Origin of the sequence: Xenorhabdus littoralis (genome assembly GCF_033949345.1) — a bacterium.
In the GTDB taxonomy this organism is placed as follows: Bacteria; Pseudomonadota; Gammaproteobacteria; order Enterobacterales; family Enterobacteriaceae; genus Xenorhabdus; species Xenorhabdus littoralis.
In genome coordinates, this window is sequence record NZ_VCDP01000032.1 from 24,071 (window position 1) to 43,561 (window position 19,491).

The 19,491-nt window shown below is 41.0% G+C and carries 22 protein-coding genes, 3 pseudogenes and 1 other annotated feature; of the genes and pseudogenes, 10 read left to right on the top strand and 15 right to left on the bottom strand.

Translation table 11 applies throughout. The features are described from left to right. Window positions 1-4: 4 nt before the first annotated feature. The 5 genes from pheS to thrS form a co-directional block, all read right to left on the bottom strand. Window positions 5-988, bottom strand: coding sequence for a phenylalanine--tRNA ligase subunit alpha (pheS, locus tag FE394_RS09485; protein WP_319926148.1), 984 nt, complete (start codon window positions 986-988; stop codon window positions 5-7). Between the two features lie 83 nt (window positions 989-1,071). Next, window positions 1,072-1,196 (bottom strand) — a sequence feature (Phe leader region). 110 nt (window positions 1,197-1,306) lie between these two features. Next, window positions 1,307-1,663, bottom strand: a complete 357-nt coding sequence (gene rplT, locus FE394_RS09490; protein ID WP_319926149.1) for a 50S ribosomal protein L20 — start codon at window positions 1,661-1,663, stop codon at window positions 1,307-1,309. A gap of 44 nt (window positions 1,664-1,707) precedes the next feature. Then, window positions 1,708-1,905 carry a 50S ribosomal protein L35 gene (gene rpmI / locus FE394_RS09495; RefSeq protein ID WP_004157374.1) on the bottom strand — a complete coding sequence of 66 codons (198 nt, stop codon included), beginning with the start codon at window positions 1,903-1,905 and terminating at the stop codon, window positions 1,708-1,710. Between the two features lie 94 nt (window positions 1,906-1,999). Continuing rightward, complete coding sequence (gene infC, locus FE394_RS09500) at window positions 2,000-2,539, bottom strand: translation initiation factor IF-3 (RefSeq protein WP_319926164.1); 540 nt, start codon at window positions 2,537-2,539, stop codon at window positions 2,000-2,002. A gap of 3 nt (window positions 2,540-2,542) precedes the next feature. Continuing rightward, window positions 2,543-4,471 carry a threonine--tRNA ligase gene (gene thrS, locus FE394_RS09505; protein WP_319926150.1) on the bottom strand — a complete coding sequence of 643 codons (1,929 nt, stop codon included), beginning with the start codon at window positions 4,469-4,471 and terminating at the stop codon, window positions 2,543-2,545. A 622-nt stretch (window positions 4,472-5,093) separates the two neighbouring features. Between thrS and FE394_RS09510 the strand changes: the two genes are divergently transcribed. Beyond that, the gene (locus FE394_RS09510) at window positions 5,094-6,275 is read left to right on the top strand and encodes an anthrax toxin-like adenylyl cyclase domain-containing protein (protein ID WP_319926151.1); all 1,182 of its coding nucleotides are present in this window, start codon (window positions 5,094-5,096) and stop codon (window positions 6,273-6,275) included. Window positions 6,276-6,309: 34 nt separating this feature from the next. On the opposite strand, the gene FE394_RS09515 is transcribed toward FE394_RS09510, so the two are convergent. Next, window positions 6,310-6,987: a transglycosylase SLT domain-containing protein gene (locus FE394_RS09515; protein ID WP_319926152.1), complete on the bottom strand. Its 678-nt coding sequence runs from the start codon at window positions 6,985-6,987 to the stop codon at window positions 6,310-6,312. Between the two features lie 296 nt (window positions 6,988-7,283). Between FE394_RS09515 and FE394_RS09520 the strand changes: the two genes are divergently transcribed. The 5 genes from FE394_RS09520 to FE394_RS09540 all read left to right on the top strand — a co-directional run bounded on the left by FE394_RS09520 (window position 7,284) and on the right by FE394_RS09540 (window position 11,871). After that, complete coding sequence (locus FE394_RS09520) at window positions 7,284-8,198, top strand: metal ABC transporter substrate-binding protein (protein WP_319926153.1); 915 nt, start codon at window positions 7,284-7,286, stop codon at window positions 8,196-8,198. Further along, entirely contained in the window at window positions 8,195-9,100 is a 906-nt protein-coding gene (locus tag FE394_RS09525) for a manganese/iron ABC transporter ATP-binding protein (protein WP_319926154.1), read from the top strand. The genes FE394_RS09520 and FE394_RS09525 overlap by 4 nt, the downstream gene beginning before the upstream one ends. A 2-nt stretch (window positions 9,101-9,102) precedes the next feature. Then, window positions 9,103-9,978 (top strand): metal ABC transporter permease, encoded by an 876-nt coding sequence (locus tag FE394_RS09530; RefSeq protein ID WP_319926155.1) that lies wholly within the window; start codon window positions 9,103-9,105, stop codon window positions 9,976-9,978. Continuing rightward, window positions 9,975-10,871, top strand: a complete 897-nt coding sequence (locus tag FE394_RS09535) for a metal ABC transporter permease (RefSeq protein ID WP_319926156.1) — start codon at window positions 9,975-9,977, stop codon at window positions 10,869-10,871. The genes FE394_RS09530 and FE394_RS09535 overlap by 4 nt, the downstream gene beginning before the upstream one ends. A 130-nt stretch (window positions 10,872-11,001) precedes the next feature. Continuing rightward, a complete protein-coding gene (locus FE394_RS09540) occupies window positions 11,002-11,871 on the top strand; it encodes a fructosamine kinase family protein (protein WP_319926157.1) in 870 nt (289 codons plus the stop codon). Between the two features lie 186 nt (window positions 11,872-12,057). Here the strand turns inward: FE394_RS09540 and FE394_RS09545 are convergent, their stop codons facing one another. Next, a complete protein-coding gene (locus tag FE394_RS09545; RefSeq protein WP_319926158.1) occupies window positions 12,058-12,597 on the bottom strand; it encodes a YniB family protein in 540 nt (179 codons plus the stop codon). 596 nt (window positions 12,598-13,193) lie between these two features. On the opposite strand from FE394_RS09545, the gene FE394_RS09550 reads away from it, so the two are divergent. Then, window positions 13,194-13,895: a phage tail protein gene (locus FE394_RS09550; RefSeq protein ID WP_319926159.1), complete on the top strand. Its 702-nt coding sequence runs from the start codon at window positions 13,194-13,196 to the stop codon at window positions 13,893-13,895. Between the two features lie 28 nt (window positions 13,896-13,923). Here FE394_RS09550 and FE394_RS09555 read toward each other — a convergent pair whose 3' ends face one another. From FE394_RS09555 to FE394_RS09570, 5 genes and pseudogenes are all read right to left on the bottom strand, one after another. Then, the gene (locus tag FE394_RS09555; RefSeq protein ID WP_319926160.1) at window positions 13,924-14,316 is read right to left on the bottom strand and encodes a phage tail fiber protein; all 393 of its coding nucleotides are present in this window, start codon (window positions 14,314-14,316) and stop codon (window positions 13,924-13,926) included. Window positions 14,317-14,777: 461 nt separating this feature from the next. Continuing rightward, the gene (locus FE394_RS19910; RefSeq protein ID WP_419836324.1) at window positions 14,778-14,981 is read right to left on the bottom strand and encodes a Lar family restriction alleviation protein; all 204 of its coding nucleotides are present in this window, start codon (window positions 14,979-14,981) and stop codon (window positions 14,778-14,780) included. Then, window positions 14,971-15,219 carry an Rz1 family lipoprotein gene (locus FE394_RS09560; protein ID WP_319926165.1) on the bottom strand — a complete coding sequence of 83 codons (249 nt, stop codon included), beginning with the start codon at window positions 15,217-15,219 and terminating at the stop codon, window positions 14,971-14,973. Before FE394_RS09560 ends, FE394_RS19910 begins: the two co-directional genes overlap by 11 nt. Further along, a pseudogene (locus tag FE394_RS09565) lies at window positions 15,110-15,430 on the bottom strand (lysis system i-spanin subunit Rz); the annotation flags it as partial. The pseudogene FE394_RS09565 and the gene FE394_RS09560, both read right to left, overlap by 110 nt. Further along, a complete protein-coding gene (locus tag FE394_RS09570) occupies window positions 15,427-15,828 on the bottom strand; it encodes a structural protein (RefSeq protein ID WP_319926161.1) in 402 nt (133 codons plus the stop codon). The pseudogene FE394_RS09565 and the gene FE394_RS09570, both read right to left, overlap by 4 nt. Window positions 15,829-15,910: 82 nt before the next feature. Here FE394_RS09570 and FE394_RS09575 point away from each other — a divergent pair, with 82 nt between their 5' ends. Together FE394_RS09575 and FE394_RS09580 are read left to right on the top strand one after the other, a co-directional pair. After that, window positions 15,911-16,192 carry a HigA family addiction module antitoxin gene (locus FE394_RS09575; RefSeq protein WP_319926162.1) on the top strand — a complete coding sequence of 94 codons (282 nt, stop codon included), beginning with the start codon at window positions 15,911-15,913 and terminating at the stop codon, window positions 16,190-16,192. A gap of 24 nt (window positions 16,193-16,216) precedes the next feature. Continuing rightward, window positions 16,217-16,542 (top strand): annotated as a pseudogene (locus tag FE394_RS09580) (helix-turn-helix domain-containing protein). A 616-nt stretch (window positions 16,543-17,158) separates the two neighbouring features. On the opposite strand, the gene FE394_RS09585 reads toward FE394_RS09580, so the two are convergent. The 3 genes and pseudogenes from FE394_RS09585 to FE394_RS09595 form a co-directional block, all read right to left on the bottom strand. After that, window positions 17,159-18,196, bottom strand: coding sequence for a DNA-methyltransferase (locus tag FE394_RS09585; protein WP_319926166.1), 1,038 nt, complete (start codon window positions 18,194-18,196; stop codon window positions 17,159-17,161). Between the two features lie 281 nt (window positions 18,197-18,477). After that, on the bottom strand, window positions 18,478-18,837 hold the full coding sequence (locus tag FE394_RS09590) for a hypothetical protein (protein WP_319926163.1): 360 nt from the start codon (window positions 18,835-18,837) through the stop codon (window positions 18,478-18,480). 284 nt (window positions 18,838-19,121) lie between these two features. After that, a pseudogene (locus tag FE394_RS09595) lies at window positions 19,122-19,298 on the bottom strand (antiterminator Q family protein); the annotation flags it as partial. A 73-nt stretch (window positions 19,299-19,371) separates the two neighbouring features. On the opposite strand from FE394_RS09595, the gene FE394_RS19915 reads away from it, so the two are divergent. Next, a partial coding sequence (locus FE394_RS19915) for a transposase (protein ID WP_419836325.1) occupies window positions 19,372-19,491 on the top strand: 120 nt, incomplete at its 3' end.

A 19,491-nucleotide genomic window follows, 5' to 3' on the forward strand; every position in this document is an offset into this window, starting at 1 on the left:
CGCCTTATTTAAATTGTTTAAGGAAACGCAAATCATTTTCGAAGAATGCACGCAAATCTGTAACGCCATAACGCAGCATAGTCAGACGCTCCATTCCCATGCCAAAGGCAAAACCAGAATAAACTTCAGGATCAATACCAACATTGCGCAATACGTTCGGATGTACCATCCCGCAACCCAATACTTCTAACCACTTACCATTTTTACCCATCACATCCACTTCGGCAGAAGGTTCAGTAAATGGAAAATAAGAAGGACGGAAGCGAACTTGCATATCTTCTTCAAAGAAGTTATTCAAAAAATCATGCAGTGTGCCTTTCAGATTGGTAAAGCTGATATTTTTATCAACAATCAGACCTTCTATCTGATGGAACATCGGGGTATGTGTCTGATCATAATCATTGCGGTATACACGCCCTGGCGCAATAATCCGGATCGGAGGCTCACGATCTTTCATAGTACGGATCTGTACGCCAGAAGTCTGGGTACGCAGCAAACGCGTTGCATCAAACCAGAAAGTATCATGATCAGCACGCGCAGGATGGTGCGCAGAGATATTCAGTGCATCAAAGTTATGATAGTCATCTTCGATTTCTGGGCCGGATTCAACAGAAAAACCCAACTCGCCAAAGAAAGTTTCAATACGTTCAATCGTGCGGGTAACAGGATGTAATCCACCATTTTCCATACGGCGACCAGGCAATGAAACATCGATTTTTTCTGCTGTCAGGCGTGCATTCAGAATATCTGATTCCAGCTTTGCCTTACGCGCATTCAATGCTTCTTGTACTTCTTGTTTCGCCTGATTAATAACAGCCCCTGCCGCTGGACGCTCCTCGGCGGGTAAGTCACGCAGCGATGACATCTGGAGAGTTAAATGGCCTTTTTTTCCCAGGTATTCAACTCGCACCAAATCCAACGCGGCAACATCCTGGGCTTCCTCTACGGCTGCTTTTGCCTTTGCAACCAGCTCAGTAAGATGTGACATCGTTTTCCTCTTCCTTCGGCCAGATGTGGCCCTTTAGTTGTTATCGACTATGTCCTCAAGTTATCTATTCCTGAGGTCATAAAAATAAAAAAGCCTCCACACTGGAGGCTCAAGCGCTGTTTTTCGTTTCTTTTCTTACGCGCAAAGCCCCCTGATTTCAAGCGCTAAAGTAAAAAAAGGAACGAAAAAAGGCTAATTTCATCATTTTTATTTTCTCTCTTGTATTCTTCCTGAACCCATCGTTCTTAATTTAATCAACAGTAAGCCATATTTTGGACAAAAGTAAAAGAGGGAGCAAGCTCCCTCTTCTAATCTGACTTATGCCAGAGCACCCTTCGCTTTTTCAACCAGAGCAGCAAATGCTACTTTGTCGAATACAGCGATGTCAGCCAGGATCTTACGGTCGATTTCAATCGAAGCCTTTTTCAGGCCATTGATGAAACGGCTGTAAGACATTCCGTTCTGACGTGCAGCAGCGTTGATACGTGCAATCCACAGTTGACGGAATTGACGTTTACGCTGACGGCGGTCACGGTAAGCGTACTGACCAGCTTTGATAACAGCCTGGAAAGCAACACGATAAACGCGCGAACGAGCACCGTAGTAACCTTTCGCTTGTTTTAAAATTTTCTTGTGACGTGCACGGGCAACAACACCACGTTTTACGCGAGCCATATACTTCTCCTATCGTCTCTAAATTCTAATCTAAAAAAACTTGCTTATGCGTATGGCAGGCAGGCAATAACTAAACCCAGATCCCCTTTGGAGACCATGCCTTTTGGACGTAAATGACGTTTACGCTTAGTTGATTTTTTAGTCAGAATGTGACGAAGGTTAGCGTGCTTACGCTTGAAACCACCACTTGCGGTTTTTTTGAAGCGTTTAGCTGCGCCGCGTACTGTTTTAATCTTTGGCATTTTAATTTCCACTTCGCATTGTTAATTACAACGAACTAGTAAGGCGAATAGACTCCGACCAAAACTGGCTGAAGTCTATTACTTGTTTGCCTGACTATTTCTTCTTAGGAGCGAGCACCATGATCATCTGGCGGCCTTCGATCTTCGTTGGGAAGGATTCGACCACAGCCAGTTCACTCAGATCGTCACGGATGCGGTTAAGCATATCCATACCAATCTGCTGATGCGCCATTTCACGCCCACGGAAACGCAGGGTGATTTTAGCTTTATCGCCATCTTCCAGAAAACGAATCAGGTTGCGTAGTTTGACCTGATAGTCGCCTTCATCTGTACCAGGACGGAATTTAATTTCCTTGACCTGAATAACTTTTTGTTTCTTTTTCTGCTCTTTGGTTGACTTACTCTTCTCATAGAGGAACTTGCCGTAATCCATGATCCGACAAACCGGCGGTTCGGCATTTGGGCTGATTTCAACTAAATCAACACCAGCTTCCTCAGCTGTCTCAAGAGCTTCCCTCAGACTGACAATACCAATCTGTTCGCCATCTAATCCAGTTAAACGAACTTCAGTGGCGCGAATCTCTTCATTAATGCGATTTGGGCGCGCCGGTTGAATTCTTTTTCCGCCTTTAATACCTTATTCCTCCAATTGATGAAGATTACGACTGCGAATTTCTGTCAGCAGTTTTTCTGTAAACTCAGTGACGTCAATGCTGCCTAAATCCTTGCCACGACGTGTGCGAACGGATACTTTTCCTGATTCGACTTCTTTATCGCCACAAACAAGCATGTAAGGCACACGACGTAAAGTGTGTTCACGGATTTTAAAACCAATCTTCTCGTTTCTCAAGTCTGCTTTTGCACGAATGCCTGCATCTTGAAGTTTTTTTACCAATTCCTGTACATAATCTGCCTGACCATCGGTAATATTCATGACGACAACCTGCTGAGGTGCCAACCATGTTGGGAAAAACCCAGCATATTCTTCTGTTAGAATACCAATGAAGCGCTCCAGAGACCCCAGAACTGCACGGTGAATCATTACAGGAATCTTACGTTCGTTATTTTCACCTACATATGACGCACTCAAACGCGCTGGCAGTGAAAAATCCAATTGCACAGTACCACATTGCCACGCACGATCCAAACAATCATATAGAGTAAATTCAATTTTAGGGCCATAAAATGCCCCTTCACCCGGCTGGTATTCAAATTCAATACCATTTTGGGTCAATGCTTCAGCAAGATCGGCCTCTGCTTCATCCCATTGTTTGTCTGTACCAATACGTTTTTCTGGTCGGGTGGACAATTTTACAATAATTTTCTCGAAACCAAATGTATTGTAGACATCATAAATCATTTTGATACAGCTACTGACTTCCTGATTGATCTGCTCTTCGGTACAGAAAATATGAGCATCATCCTGAGTAAAGCCACGCACGCGCATTAATCCATGCAATGCCCCTGACGGTTCATTACGGTGACAGCTACCAAACTCAGCCATACGCAGCGGTAAGTCACGATAGGATTTCAGGCCTTGATTAAAAATCTGGACATGTCCTGGGCAATTCATTGGTTTTACACAATATTCACGGTTTTCAGATGAAGTTGTGAACATGTTTTCTTTGTAGTTTTCCCAGTGACCGGTTTTTTCCCACATGATACGATCCATCATGAATGGGCCTTTCACTTCTTGATACTGGTATTCTTTTAATTTGACGCGGGCAAAAGTTTCCAGCTCACGGAAAATTGTCCAGCCATCATTATGCCAGAAAGCCATACCAGGTGCTTCTTCCTGCATATGGTACAGATCGAGCTGTTTACCAATTTTACGGTGATCGCGTTTAGCCGCTTCTTCCAAACGTTGTAAATAGGCACTAAGCTGTTTTTTATCAGCCCATGCAGTACCATAAATACGCTGCAACATCTTATTGTCGCTATTGCCGCGCCAGTATGCACCTGCAATTTTTTGCAGTTTGAAATGGTGGCAGAAACGCATATTGGGAACGTGCGGTCCACGGCACATATCAACGTATTCTTCATGGTGATACAGTCCCGGACGATCATCACGACTGATATTCTCATCCAGAATTTGTACCTTATACTCTTCGCCACGAGCCGCAAATGCGTCGCGAGCTTCTTGCCAACTGACTTTTTTCTTTAGAACGTCATAGTCTTTTTTAGCAAGCTCCAGCATACGCTTTTCAAGCAGCTCGATATCTTCCTGCGTCAAAGAGCGATCCAAATCGACATCATAATAGAATCCATTGTCAATCACAGGACCAATAGCCATTTTCGTATTAGGCCACAATTGCTTGATTGCGTGCCCTAACAAGTGAGCGCATGAGTGGCGGATTATTTCCAGACCTTCTTCATTCTTGCTAGTGATAATAGCAAGATTGGCATCGGTTTCGATTAATTCACAGGCATCAACCAATTCACCATTAACACGGCCGGCAATACACGCTTTTGCTAAACCAGTACCGATATCACGCGCTACATCCATTACAGAAACAGCTTGCTCAAATTGACGTTGACTACCGTCAGGAAGAGTAATTACAGGCATTTAAAATCCTTATATACAGTGGTGACCCACACGAAAGATCACTTGCATTAAATCAAATTTATTATTAATCAATACGTTAGAAACAAACTCTTGCTTCACTCCGCAAGATGTGTACGCGTTTATGGACACATTGTTCAAAAGTACCCGGTACATTTGTTCTAACTCATTCAACATACTATCACACAGAACATATGTTGAAATAGTTCATATTGATATCAAATCAGCTTGATCAATTAATTGATAATTATTTATTCTGGTGCAAAATCAAAAGCTATCTTTTCGACATGCATTCTATCGAAAGGTTTTGATATCTTAGCAGGTAAAACAGTTTTTTTCGCAATGCCACAGAGTTCTTTATCATTTTCTTCATGACAACTACAACAGCAATTTTTCCTTATAATATTAATGATGCATAATAATAAAATAAAAAATCATTATATTAACCAAAAAAATATAACTTTTTCATTTAACATATAAAAACATTTAATCTTAATAAACTTGCCACTCAATAAAGCATAGATGTAAATTATTAAATTAAATAAAACATAGAACTTAAACTCATAAAGGAAATGGGCAATACTACTCTAATTAACCAAAAAAATAGTAAATTGGAGATTTTATTATGCAACGGAAAAAACCTCAACTGACAGATTCACAGCACATAAATAAAAGGATGTATATTTTAATTAGACAATTACGAGATAAAATAGGAGGCTTTGTTCCTCAACATCTCATAGCACTACAACATTATGCAAAAAAGAATAATTGTATCATCGGATTTCGACCTGTCGAAGTATTAGCAAAGGGACTAATTAGTGAAGGACACTCTACTAAGTCACTTAATATAAAAGGAAAAAGTTCCTCATGGGGAATGCAAGCGGGACATGTATGCTTAAACCAATTTTATAGTAAACTAGAAAATACGAACGCTGCAACTATCGATAAATACAATACAGAAGTACAAAAATGTATAAATAACCACCATGCAATCTCTGTTCATTTGGTTCTAACACGTCAACGTATAAACGAGTTATTACAGAGAAATATAATCAAAAAAGAAGCATCCTCCAAATCTATGCATACATATAATGCGGCTGGACCAAGTAGGATAAATTATTTATATCAAGCTGTTCCGGTTAAATCCAGAAAAAATCGGTTTCAGATTTATTGTCAAGATAAACCGCTTTACGTATTAGCCCCTGGAGCTAACAGAAGACCATTCACAGCAGATTATGATCTTTTATTGGTTGCTCCTCATATTTCTGACTTTGGTCCTAAAGATAAATTTATAAATAATGATTTATCTCAGGAAGAATTCTATGAGAAACGTAAATATATGAGAGGATATCACAAATCAATAAACACAGGTGATTCAGATAGTCTCAAGGAGAAATTACATCCAAATACCTTAAACTTGTGTTATCAATCAATTAATCTAAAAGAAGATCACCCGGAATTAGGTAATGTATCACCGCGGATAAAGGAAATAATTAAAGATATCAACAAAATAATTGCTAAAGATGGAATAAAAAATGTAGTACATCACGGGCCTGATAGCGCCAATCCAAATACTGACGCTAATGCAAATTATCCAGCTATACTTATATTGCCCAAAGATCTTGGAGAATTTAAGATCATTTGTGCAATCAACAACGCGAATGAATTATTAAAGTTCATTCAAAAATCCAAAGATTCAGGCTATTATATCAAAAGTAACCCAGCCTGGTTTGATAATATACCTCGCATATCAAGTTCCAGTTTTCTTCAAAGTTATAATACAATCAGAAAAAATCTTAAACGGTAATTTAAAATTAAAGAAAAAACTCAACTCTATTTAATCATTCAATTATTTCCAAAGCACGATAAGCATTTTTTACTTTCCATAAATAACGCGGAGCCTGTGGTGCAGGATGATTATTCTGAACATATTGATAAAACTCATTTGGTGTCATTCGATTAATTTTATTAATTGCCAACACTCGATTTGAATCAAATGTTCTCAACAATGCCCCTGCACCATTCACATAAGCGACTATCGTTGCATAGTACAATGTCTCAGGATTAGCAATTCCTCCCAAATGCTGCTTTTTCAAGATGCTGATATAGGCAGTTCCAAGATCGATATTGGTTTCAGGATCTTTTAATTCACGCATCGTTGGCTGTCCTGATCTTCCTTTCATTTTGTAAGCATCCCGTCCCGCCGTAGATGCTTTAATTTGCATAAGCCCGACTGCATTTGACTTGCTGATAACTTCTGGACGAAAGCCTGATTCCACCTGAATAATCGCTTTGATAAGCATTTCATCAACACCATAGCGTCTTGCGGCTTGCTCAATAAAGCCATCAAATGGTGTTGGTTCAGTTCTATTTGTGAGCCTGCGAGAACTAAAATTGAGGTTATTGTCACCAAGCATACGTTTTGCCATTGACTGTCTATTATCTGATTGATGCGCTTTTTGACCAACACAACCCGTCAATAATAGTGCCAACACAATATAGCTGAATCTTAATTTCACGCGACTTTCCTCTAATAAAAAGGTTAACCTTATAAAGCATATATAATTTTACTGCTAAGCAAAAAACTTTTTCTGTGTCTTATCAAAATAAGTTTATTCAGTTACCTTGATAACCCTAGACAACATGCTGTTTTTTTGTTCGCATGAAAGTCATTGTTATCATGTAAGTGAACAGGCAGTTAAGGAGGTACTATCAAATCTGTCATTGATTTCATTCGATATCGCCTTGACTTTACATAAATGATACTGATAATCATTATCAATAATTATATATATAACAAGTAAGGTTTATCATAATGAACAAAAAATGCTCTATATCTACTTTCCCGATATTCGGCATAACCATTGCACTATTAACAATGGCTTTATTCAGTCAACAGGCCCATGCGGATAAAAAATTCAGGGTTGTGACGACATTTACTATTATTCAAGATATGGCTCAAAATATCGCTGGGGATGCTGCAATTGTCGATTCCATCACAAAACCTGGTGCTGAAATCCACGATTACCAACCAACCCCAAAAGATATTATCAAAGCACAGAGGGCAGATCTCATTCTTTGGAACGGTTTGAATCTTGAGCGTTGGTTTGAACGCTTTTTTGAAAATATGAAAGACATCCCTATGGCTGTTATTACCGAAGGTATTACACCTTTGCCTATTCGTGAAGGGCCCTACAATAAAAACGCTAATCCCCACGCTTGGATGTCACCCCAAAATGCCCTGATTTATATCGAAAATATCCGTCAGGCTCTCGTTAAACACGATCCTGCAAATGCAGAAATTTATAATCACAATGCCAAAACTTATGCTGAAAAAATAGCTCAACTAGATACCCCTCTCAGAGAGCGCCTTGCACGTATTCCAGAAGAACAACGCTGGCTTGTAACCAGTGAAGGTGCTTTTAGTTATCTCACACAATATTATGGTTTTAAAGAAGTTTACTTATGGCCAATCAACGCTGAAGAGCAGGGTTCTCCCCAGCAAGTTAAACATGTCATTGATACGGTAAAAGCCAATAAGATCCCCGTCGTCTTCAGTGAAAGTACGGTTTCAGATAAACCTGCAAAACAAGTCAGTAAAGAAACGGGTGCCCGTTACGGCGGAGTGCTCTACGTTGACTCGCTCTCCACTTCCAAAGGGCCTGTGCCTACTTATATTGATCTTCTAAACACTACTGTAGACACTATTGCGAAAGGATTTAATCAATGAATCGTTTATCGCCAAGCCGCCAGCCATTATTTGAGCAGCCCCATTTAGTTGTTGATAATGCAACTGTCACTTACAACAATGGGCATACAGCCATTTATGATGCTAGCTTTGATATTACTGGCGGCACGATTTGCGCGTTAGTCGGTATGAATGGCAGTGGTAAATCCACATTATTTAAAACAATTATGGGATTAGTTACCCCTTCCCAAGGAAAAGTCACACTTAACACACAACCGATAAAAACAGCGCTAAAACAAAATATCATCGCATATGTCCCACAAACCGAAGATGTAGACTGGAACTTTCCAGTTTTAGTTTCCGATGTCGTTATGATGGGGCGTTATGGAAAAATGGGGTTCTTGCGCCGTCCCAGTAAACGTGACCATGAAATTGTAAACGAGGCACTTGAGCGCGTTGGATTAACTGAATTACGTGATCGCCAAATTGGTGAGCTTTCCGGGGGACAGAAAAAAAGAACTTTTTTAGCCCGTGCACTTGCCCAAGAAGGAAAAGTCTTGCTGTTAGATGAACCTTTTACTGGTGTAGACGTTAAAACAGAAAATACCATTATTGATCTACTTCGTGAATTACGTGATGAAGGACATTTAGTCTTGGTATCAACGCATAACCTCGGCAGTGTGCCTGAGTTTTGTGATCATGTGATTTTAATCAACCGCACTGTATTAGCCAGCGGCCGAATTGAAACTACGTTTACCCAAAAAAATCTGGAAATCACCTTCGGAGGTGTCCTGCGCCATATTAATCTTTCCGGTTCTGAACTGCATGAGGACGATGATCCACGCTCACTGACCGTCATTACTGATGACGAACGTGCAGCCGTCTTTTATGGATATGACCATCATGTTCCACCACGACAAAGTCCAGAACAAAAGGAAAACTAACCATGATGGAGCTGCTTTTACAACCATTCAATTACAACTACATGGTGAAAGCCATGTGGGTAAGCGCTATCGTTGGTGCTGTCTGTGCTTTTTTATCCGCTTATTTGATGTTGAAAGGTTGGTCACTGATGGGAGATGCCCTCTCCCATTCTGTTGTACCGGGTGTCGCAGGCGCATATGCTCTCGGTCTACCTTACGCTGGCGGTGCTTTTTTTACTGGAATGTTAGCAGCACTATCCATGACATTAGTGCGCCATATTACACGGTTGCGTGAAGATGCGGTCATTGGTTTTATATTCTCTACTTTTTTTGCTGTTGGGTTGCTAATCGTTTCTTTAAATCCCACGTCAGTGAATGTACAAACTATTATTCTCGGTAATATTTTGGGAATTGCAGATGAAGATGTTCTACAAGTCGAAATCATCATTGCAGTCTCCTTTATTATATTGATGCTGATCTGGAAAGATTTGTTAGTTGCTTTTTTCGATGAAACACATGCTCGATCTATCGGGTTATCACCATTACGTTTAAAAATTATTTTCTTCACTTTATTAAGTGCCTGCACCGTTGCTGCATTGCAGACTGTGGGAGCTATTTTAGTTATCGCAATGGTCGTCACTCCCGGGGCAACTGCCTATCTCTTAACAGATAGATTTAAGAACCTGTTAATCATTGCTGTCGTTATCGGTTCACTCACAAGTGGCATCGGCGCATATTTGAGTTACTTTCTCAATGGTGCGACTGGTGGTGTAATTGTCACTTTGCAAACAGTGATTTTCTTGCTGGCTTTTTTCTTTGCTCCCAAACATGGCATGCTAGCTTCCCGCAGGCGAGCTAGAAGAGAATCGTTGGCATTAACTCAGGAGGGGCGCCCATGAATACATTCATTGAATTCATGACTGAACCCTTTATGCATGATTTTATGCAGCGGGCTATCTTTGCTGCCATTATAGTAGGAGCAGTCTGTGCAGTGCTTTCCTGTTATTTGGTCTTAAAAGGCTGGTCACTAATGGGGGATGCAATTTCCCATGCCGTCCTGCCAGGTATCGTGCTAGCTTCTGTAGCAGGTATTCCACTTGCGATAGGTGCTTTCCTTTCTGGTATATTTTGTGCGGTTGCTACCGGATATCTGAAAGAACATAGCAGAATCAAAGAAGATACTGTCATGGGGATTGTTTTCTCAGGTATGTTTGCATTTGGTTTAGTCTTGTTTACCCGAGTAGATACCGATCAACACCTGACGCATATTTTATTCGGTAGCATATTGGGCATTACTCAGAACGAATTGCTCCAGACACTATGTATTGCAGGAGCCACACTGGTCATTGTGCTGCTGAAGCGGAAAGATTTTATGCTTTACTGTTTCGATCCCAACCAAGCTCGAGTTGTTGGCCTTCCAGTGAAACGTCTTCATTACGGCTTATTATCTCTGTTGGCCCTAACCATTGTCGCATCACTGCAAGCAGTTGGTATTATTCTCGTTATTGCTATGCTCATCTCACCCGGTATTATTGCTTTCATTCTGTGCCGAAGTTTTGATCGCATGCTTATAGTCGCAATGCTTGCGTCAATCGCCTCCAGTGTATTAGGCACAATCATCAGTTTTCATATTGATGGGGAAACCGGGCCTTGTATCGTCATCATTCAAGCTATTTTCTTCACCGCTGCACTTATTTATAACCAAATAAAATTGGCTCACAAGAAAGTGAACAAGGAATCGTTTGAAAGAATAAGCTCACCGACATTATCAATTCCAGAAGAATCAAAATAACAAGATGCAGAGCCATGTCTAATTTAAGATATGGCTTTATTAATTGCCATTAAAATCCCTTTTAGCCTGTTCAAATGTTGCATCTCTCTGTAATATAAGTAGGGCAATTGTCAACTTAATGAGGTGAATCATGTGGCAAACCGTGAACCGTCTATTAAGTGAGCATTTTGGTGACGCTGAAATTCACGACAAAATAGAATTGGCGGGAGGCGACATTCACTGTTCTTGGTCTATTGGATATGGTGAACAGCGCATTTTTGTCAAATCTAACGTGAAAGAAATGCTGCCAGTTTTTAAAGCAGAAGCAGAACAGCTGGAATTGCTGGCTCGTAGTAAAACAACCCGTGTTCCCGACGTTTACGGTGTAGGGCACGATCGTAATTATAGTTTCCTTTTACTGGAATATTTGCCTTTAAAACCATTTAATGCCCATAGCGCGTATTGCTTTGGTCAACACCTCGCAAAACTTCACCAATGGAGTGAACAGCCTAAATTTGGTTTTGATTTTGATAACATGCTCGCGACTACCATACAGCCTAACGGGTGGCAAAAACGTTGGAATCAATTTTACGCGGAAAAACGTATCGGCTGGCAATTGCAACTTGCCGCTGATAACGGGATGATATTTGGAGATATCAACCTGATTGTTCAGGTAATCAGTGAGAAATTACATTCCCATCAGCCTCAACCTTCCCTTCTGCATGGTGACCTATGGCCTACAAATTGTGCATCTTTAAATGACGATTTTGCTGTAACGTTCGATCCTGCCTGCTATTGGGGAGATCGCGAATGTGATCTGGCCATGCTGCCACTCTACTCAGAGCTTCCCCTACAAATTTTTGATGGTTACCAAAGCATCTGGCCATTACCACATGATTTTATCGAGCGCCAACCAATTTACCAACTTTATTACCTACTGAATCGATGTAATCTTTTTGGAGGAGATAATTTTATCATGGTGCAAAATACAGTTGATAAAATCTTATCTAAGGAACCATAAGAAAATATTTTTCAAGGAGATATTTGAAAACAAGAACATTATTGTTAACTCTGAACGAATTACCTGTAAAAGTCAGAGTTAACAATCTTAATTATTATACGAGCCATATTTATTTTGTTATTAATAAATATCAAACCCTTAAAAAATAAATAAAATTCATTATATTAATATGATGAATTTATTTTTTCACCACCCCAGCAATCTTGACAATAAATAAGCAATCGCACCGATAATGATTGGTGATATATAAAGAGTAAATATCTGGCTGAATAAGGAATGTCGAGGAAATTTAATTTTAGCCTCCAACTGCTCCTTAGTTGTTCCATTTTCTTTAGCATTTTCAAGGATCATTTGATCCTCAATATGTTCTTTGATGAATTTAAATTGACGGTACATTCTCAAACCAGAGGCACTCATTGCCAAACCGACAAATATCAAAAAATAGATAATAAGGAAACCAATATTTACACCTGTAATTCCAGCAGCACAATCAGGGACTGGAGAATGTTTCCAAAAAAAATCCAGAAATGATGTATTAAACTTAACCATTTCTACCATCATCTTGAGAAAATCATTCAATACTGCATTAACACCATCACCTTTGACACCATGCAGCCACGCTAAATTTATCACCGAAACAAAAGTTGATAAAAAAGTGGGTACAAAAATAACCCAGCCCAAGATCCGTTTTGCAATAGCAACATATCCAGCTTGTAAATATCCCATAATTTTAAATACCCCATTAAAAACAACTAATTAAATGCTATTATTATCTTCATAAATTCACCTATGAACACAGCCATGTACAAACAGAAAATGTGCCCAATGCAGAGTATAGCAATAGATTTTATACTGGTTATATAGGAAAAATTGAGATCAGTTCCAAGGAAGGGTAGGAAGGATAATCACTATAGGGCAGGTTTCTGCCCTTTAACATACGGGATAACCACCTGAAAGGGTTTTCCGATTTGAAATCGGAAAACCTGTACCATGCAGGAAATAAGATATATTAAAGAGGACAATTCTCCCCCTTTAACTTAATCTGTTGATTTTGCTTATTTCCGTCACAGTGCCAGAGTTTAATTAAATCAAGGAGTTATAAAGACGAGAATTCCTCTTATATCGCACCCAGTTTTATCAGTGATCTGACAAATTCTATTAATTCCCCACCTGTCATGTTATGTCATGCTACCTATCAAATATTAATCAAGCCGCACCCTCAAGTATTGATGAACCAATTTTATTGATGTTCATAGGCGGAGAAGTATCCCGCCTTCATGTTACTTAGCAATACATATTGTTGATTAAATGAGGGAGTAAATATGAGTACACAAGACAGCAATAACTCCGTAGAAGTCCCAACAATGGATGATGTTAGAAGAGCAATCAAGGAAGCAATTGAAGAACATGCCGCAAGCCGTAATCATCCCTATGCGACTCAAGCAGAACCGGGATTTGTGACACTAAACAATGAGACAGACAGTGATAGTGAAATAACCGTTGCAACCTCCAAAGCTGTTAAGAAAGCATACGAACTAGCCAATACCGCCAATCAAAATGCCATTAATTCACTTATGGGTGGCTCTAGTTTGCCTGTTGGTGTTCCTGTTCCTTGGCCTACAGAAATACCACCTCAGGGTTGGTTGATGTGTAATGGTGAGCCATTTGATAAATCCAAATATCCGAAACTTGCCCTTGCTTACCCATCAGGAAAACTACCTGATTTAAGAGGGGAGTTTATTCGTGGCTGGGATAATAAGCGCGGTGTGGATACTTTACGTAAGGTTTTATCATGGCAACAAGGATCTTATTTAGTACAGGAAGTGAACAATAGAATTGATAACGTTGTTAACTTTTCAATAAATGACCGTAAAAATTTAAATTGGGATATTCCAAGCGAAGAGACTCAATTACGCGGTAGATCATCAGTAAGTTCTGCTGGGACTTGGTCTGTACCCAAAAATTACGTAGGCGTAACCCGCCCACGAAACATAGCATTCAATTATATAGTCAGAGCTGCTTAATTCTAGCCTAACAGTTGAACCCGCAATTTTATGCGGGTTTATCATTCACCGGCTCACTCACCTCCCCATCGGAAGCCGTCTTCCCCCTCAAATTCCACACCGAATTTTCCGGCATCTGGACACGGACATCCAAGTGACAGCCCTCGGGAATGTCACAGGGTTCTCCATCCGCATAGTAGATCTTTTCACCGTCCATGAGGGCCTTGATGCGCTTGTTCTGAAAGCGTTCGGGTAAATGGCTGTGCTGACGGTGGAAGATTTCAAGGATGATGCTGCCGTCCTTATTCACCTTGTCATCAATGTAGATGAGTTCCAGTCCGTTGTTGTTCTTCGGCAAGGAGATACCGTCATGCACACCCCATGCCCCATCGGCGTTATAGCCAAGGACATTGGCTACGCGATAGGTACGGGGTGATGGCATGGGTTATTGCTTTAACCACTCAAGGGAATGGGTAAAAAATAGTTTGTTTGGTTTCAGAGGTTAACCAATTGTTAAGAATTATTCGCTTTTAATTAAGATGAAATGGAGTTATTAGATTCTGCGGTATCGTAAGTAATAAATGGTGGATAAGATGAAAAAATACATTCTTCTTTGCCTGTTAGCAGGCTCGGTTATTCTAGCGCCAATGCAAACTTATGCCTCTATTTGTTCGAGATGGCCCAGTGATACTCAAGATTGGCGGAATTGTATGAATTGGTGTCTGACAACCAATCCTGACGCCCCAGGCTCCTACTTAATTTGCCTGTAATGCACAGTCATCTTGGTTCCAATGCAAACTTAATCATAACTCTATCTGGCTCTCAAACTTTCATCTTTTCAGATTGATTGTCAGATAGAGTTCATAGCTCACGACACTGAGCCCTAATATACGCCCCCCAGAATCATTTGCTTTGGAGTGGCAAGGCGTTCTCCACCCTCTGGTTCCATGCCTGAATCGCAGAATAATGATCATGGCCCTCTGGCCCATCAGCATTACATTCAGTACATTGCACAAAAAACCACGCGTCATCTGAATATGATTTCATTTCTGTGTGCTCACTATTACAAAATGGGCAAGGTCTAAGTTCATTTGTTTCAGCCATCATTGCCTCTGCACCCAATCTTCACATAATCCCTCAATCCAACGTACTGGGTTTCGAGGGTTTCCAGTTCTCCGAGGACGTACATAATCTTGTTCAGCGTCTTTCTCCAGTCGGGCGGGTCTTGTGTCATCCAAGCCGGAGGGGGCAGCGGTTTCAGACACTGGACACTGGGCTTTGACATACACGCGCTTAACGTTAGTGCGCAAATCATCGCTAAGCTGAGTGATCTTAGATTTGGCATTCGTTAGCTCCTGTAAGCGAATGGTGTCTATTTCTGAGAGATGATCGATGTGTTCTTGTTGGTCTTTTATGGCAATGGTCTGCTCGTCATACTGTAACTTTAAGCTATGGTATTTTTCCGCTTTATCCTGATACTCACTGTAATAGAACCAAAGCAGGCCAGCGACGACGACAAAAGCACTGAGGGTGAAGTATCGGCTGTTAAACCTCATAGCATTTCAAATGCCCGTATAAAAACATCATCAGGATAAGGTTGCTTGCCGTTCTCGTGGTAGATAATTGCCTTAGCCAGGGCAATCAGGGTTTGTTTATTCAATTCGAAAATCTGGAGAGGATCGACACCCAGAGACTGAGCAACATTTTTGATGTAAATTAATGTCTTGTTTTCATTTGGAGGAGCCCAACGGTTTATCATCTTGGCCACGCTCTTGTAGCCGTTACCGTGGTAATTGATGAGCAGCTTTATCAGTGCCCTGATACCATGCTCAGCCGTCTCAAACCGACAGAACCGCTTTTCAATACTCCGATCATGCGGCAACTGACCCTGCCACTTATTCGCCGGATTATGGTCAATGTTGCCGGGGTTGTTATTGCGTATGCCTCTGGTCATCTGTTCACCCCGAATTATTTCGCTTTGAGGGCGAAGATGCCATTTTAGTTAATTATCAAGATTACCACTGAGGAGTAACACTATGAGCAGAATGCATAATCCCGCCCATCCCGGCATTGTTTTGCGCGAATATTTAGGCGACATTTCTGTTACAGACGCAGCAAAAGCACTGGGCGTCACTCGTGTGGCTTTATCCCGTATTTTAAACGGTAACACAGGCATATCAGCAGATATGGCACTTCGTTTAGAAGCCGCATTGGGAACCAGTGCCGAAATGTGGACGAATATGCAGTCCCAGTATGAGTTATGGCAAGCCTCCCAACAACAGCGCCCTGAAATCAAACCGATATTCGCTCATCCATAAGTTTTAGCGCGCTCGGATAAATACATGAAAGTGCAATACATCAATGATGAAACAGGAAAACCGCTATATGTTGTCCTGCCAGTAGCTGAATACGAAAAACTGATCAGCGTAAAGGAAGACTGGGAAGATGTGCCATACACCTCGTCAAGATACGACGATGTGACCGTGCCTAACGGCGTCGTGTCTATCATGGTTGACCAGGATGTTTCTATTCTGGCGGCTTGGCGCATCTATCGTGGGCTATCTCAGTCGAAGTCGCTGAAAAGCTCAACACTGCTCAATCCACTGTGTCTCAGTGGGAAGCGTCAGATCGACCTCAAAAGCGCACACCAGAACAATTGATTCCATAACCCAACGGCCCCGCTCAGAGAAGTCAGCTTGCTGACAAAATCAACACTTTACTTTAACCATTACCATTTAATTTCTTCGAAAAAGGAAGGGATACCCTATCTCAACGGGTTAAATGCGTGATCTGAATTTACACATAGACCCGACGAAGGTGTAAATTCTCAAATATAATTTTGAAAGCGGATCACTTCTGAGTGGTCGCAAACCGACACTGGTTTGGATCATTCATACAGGCTTTGTATTCGTTACTTTCACACCAAGGATTCCATGATGTGATACAGTTATCTTCAGCTTTGATGCTACAGCACGCTTCTCTAGATGGGTTAGAACTAGAATTCGCAAATGCAAATTGACTTGGGTTGAATGTAAGTATTGCGATTGCAATTAAAATAATTTTTTTCATAACTACCTCACTTAAAGGTATATTTTTTACGACTATATTAATATTTAACTCCAGTCACGTCTTCAACCCGTTGAGATAGGGTATCCCTTCCTTTTTCGAAGAAATTAAATGGCAGAGTCGGTTATGATACGCTTAGACTCCTCGGTTAAAACGTATCATTGTTCACACAGTTGGAAGTCGTTACAAGAAAACGCTTAAAAAGCGTCTCAGATCGCTCAGGAGTCGTTTACTTTAACTGAGACAGAAAATATTTCGTTGATCTCCTGCTCGGTCTGCTTAAACCGTTCTTCTTCCAGTTCAACCCCCAGCACACGACGATTGAGTTTTAACGCCGCTTTCAGTGTCGCCCCGGAACCCATAAAGAAATCGGCCACCACATCCCCTTCCTTGCTGCTGGACTGGATAATGTGCGTCATCAGGTCAGCGGGTTTTTCACAGGGATGCTTGCCCGGGGAATATTGAACAGGTGAAAATTGCCAGACATCGGTATAGGGCACATCGGCCGTGACCGAGAACGGGCGGCGCAATGATGTGTAATCCTGCTGTTTCAGTGCATCCTTGTATTGCCGTGATAATTGCTGGTGTTCTGCCACCAGCTCAGGATATGGCCTGTTCAGTTCTCCGCGAAACAACTCCTGCAGCGTTTGATAATCCGTTTCATTGGGTAATGCCCATTGTCTGTCGCTGAACCAGTGGCGCGACATCTGTTTACCCGTCGCCTGATTGATGTCTTTCACCTTAATGCCAGACGCTTTCAGGGCATTGAGAAAGTAATCTATCAGGGGCTTAAATACCGTCCCGCTCAGTGCCTGAGATTTTCGGTAACGTCCGTCGTCTTTCGGGTAATCAAACCCCCGGTAATGTTCGGCAAAGATAATGCGTTCAGTTGCCGGGAAATACATTCGCAGACTTTCTTTATTTTGTTTTAACCAGTAGCCATAAGGTTTCGCCCAAATAATATGGTTTAACACATTGAACCGTTCACACACGAGCAGTTCCGTATCAGACGCCAGACGCGACCCACAGAACATATACAGGCTGCCATTGGGTTTCAGTACCCGCCAGAATTCGGCCAGTATTTCATCCAGCCACGCAAGGTACGCCGTGACATCTTTCCACTGGTTATCCCATTGATGTTCTTTCATCTGAAAGTACGGCGGGTCAGTGGCGATCAGGTCAATGCAGTTATCCGGTAATGTTCTGATGAATTTTAGCGAGTCGTCGTTAATTAATGTTATGCCATTTAAATTCACAATAGTTTTCCTGAAGCGACGGGGCTTGTTCTCTGGAAAGCCACAGGATGAACGGCGGGATTTTAGACAACAAAAAAGCCACGCCGGAAGCGCAGCCTTGAATATGTAATATCTATAGGGATCGGGGTGTTTCGAAATATGGAGGCAGGCATTGATCTCCTGCATTACGTCGCCCAGTTCCCCATCCCGCACACCGTAGTGATTATTGAGATATAGAGCAAAAACCAGCATTATTAACATGCTGGTTTACTAAAAAGTATTTCATGTGAATGTATACTAAATTAGTAAACTATTGCCTTTGCCTGATGTCCTTCAAGTTTAACTTTTACAGTTTTCCCTTGAATAAAAGCATCATGGACAATACCAGCATGTCTCGCGTTTGAGGCATCAACACTAATACACCCCACATCATTTGATTCTAATCCCGTAAACCAATAAACATTTCCGCTCAAGATTCCTAAAGAAATTACATAATCTAGTTTTCCTATGTAATTACCAGAAGTCATTACTTTTGTGCAATGAAAATTATCAGGTGAAACGACTCCAAAATTTCCTGTGACTGCTTTCTCAGACGCCACTACTGTCCCGGCAACCAAAGATAAAAGCAGCCCCGTAAGCACACTTACTTTTTTATTTATCATAATGATCCCCTTATTTATATGAATTAGCCTCGCCAAATATCGATTAGATATTACCAACATAATATCTGAATGCGTCATATTAAAATAAGGGCAGCGCTGATAACTTAAATCAGATAAAGGAGTCAATTAATAATAATCAGGGCAGTGATAATTATCATAAATAAGGTGTAATTTCTCTAAAAAACAAAAAAAACCGCCGGAGCGAGGTCTGAAATTAATAAGCTGTATGACGTTGCTATCACTCTTATCACAATAACAGTATTTTTACGATCGTAAAGCGACTTTCAAAAATTACTGCATAATTGGTGTGAATTAATATTCGTTGGCTCTAACTGGACGTGCTTGTCCATTTCCAGAGGAACATTCAGTATCATTAACATCCCTTCAATGATCCCCTCCGCTTTTTGTAATCTCTTCCCAATATGGGTATCAGAACAGTTATGATCACGTGCCAACTGCATAATGTAGTAGTACATTAAATCCGGACACCTCAAAAGTCTGCCAATGTTATTAACATGACAATGAGGTATGACGATGAAATTGAACCCCACCAAACACCATTATTCCGTTGAATTGAAGCTGGAAGCTGTTCAGCAGGTTGTTCTCCATCAGCAACGGGTTGTCGATGTAGCCCGTTCACTGGGAGTCGATAGC

Coding starts and splice junctions, on each gene's coding strand:
- FE394_RS09550 (WP_319926159.1), top strand. CDS start 13,194: ATGAGTACACAAGACAGCAATAACTCCGTAGAAGTCCCAACAATGGAT.
- rpmI (WP_004157374.1), bottom strand. CDS start 1,905: ATGCCAAAGATTAAAACAGTACGCGGCGCAGCTAAACGCTTCAAAAAA.
- FE394_RS09560 (WP_319926165.1), bottom strand. CDS start 15,219: ATGCCAAATCTAAGATCACTCAGCTTAGCGATGATTTGCGCACTAACG.
- FE394_RS09530 (WP_319926155.1), top strand. CDS start 9,103: ATGATGGAGCTGCTTTTACAACCATTCAATTACAACTACATGGTGAAA.
- FE394_RS09510 (WP_319926151.1), top strand. CDS start 5,094: ATGCAACGGAAAAAACCTCAACTGACAGATTCACAGCACATAAATAAA.
- FE394_RS09540 (WP_319926157.1), top strand. CDS start 11,002: ATGTGGCAAACCGTGAACCGTCTATTAAGTGAGCATTTTGGTGACGCT.
- FE394_RS19910 (WP_419836324.1), bottom strand. CDS start 14,981: ATGATGGCTGAAACAAATGAACTTAGACCTTGCCCATTTTGTAATAGT.
- FE394_RS09555 (WP_319926160.1), bottom strand. CDS start 14,316: ATGCCATCACCCCGTACCTATCGCGTAGCCAATGTCCTTGGCTATAAC.
- thrS (WP_319926150.1), bottom strand. CDS start 4,471: ATGCCTGTAATTACTCTTCCTGACGGTAGTCAACGTCAATTTGAGCAA.
- FE394_RS09545 (WP_319926158.1), bottom strand. CDS start 12,597: ATGGGATATTTACAAGCTGGATATGTTGCTATTGCAAAACGGATCTTG.
- rplT (WP_319926149.1), bottom strand. CDS start 1,663: ATGGCTCGCGTAAAACGTGGTGTTGTTGCCCGTGCACGTCACAAGAAA.
- FE394_RS09525 (WP_319926154.1), top strand. CDS start 8,195: ATGAATCGTTTATCGCCAAGCCGCCAGCCATTATTTGAGCAGCCCCAT.
- FE394_RS09520 (WP_319926153.1), top strand. CDS start 7,284: ATGAACAAAAAATGCTCTATATCTACTTTCCCGATATTCGGCATAACC.
- FE394_RS09535 (WP_319926156.1), top strand. CDS start 9,975: ATGAATACATTCATTGAATTCATGACTGAACCCTTTATGCATGATTTT.
- FE394_RS09575 (WP_319926162.1), top strand. CDS start 15,911: ATGAGCAGAATGCATAATCCCGCCCATCCCGGCATTGTTTTGCGCGAA.
- FE394_RS09570 (WP_319926161.1), bottom strand. CDS start 15,828: ATGACCAGAGGCATACGCAATAACAACCCCGGCAACATTGACCATAAT.
- pheS (WP_319926148.1), bottom strand. CDS start 988: ATGTCACATCTTACTGAGCTGGTTGCAAAGGCAAAAGCAGCCGTAGAG.
- FE394_RS09590 (WP_319926163.1), bottom strand. CDS start 18,837: ATGATAAATAAAAAAGTAAGTGTGCTTACGGGGCTGCTTTTATCTTTG.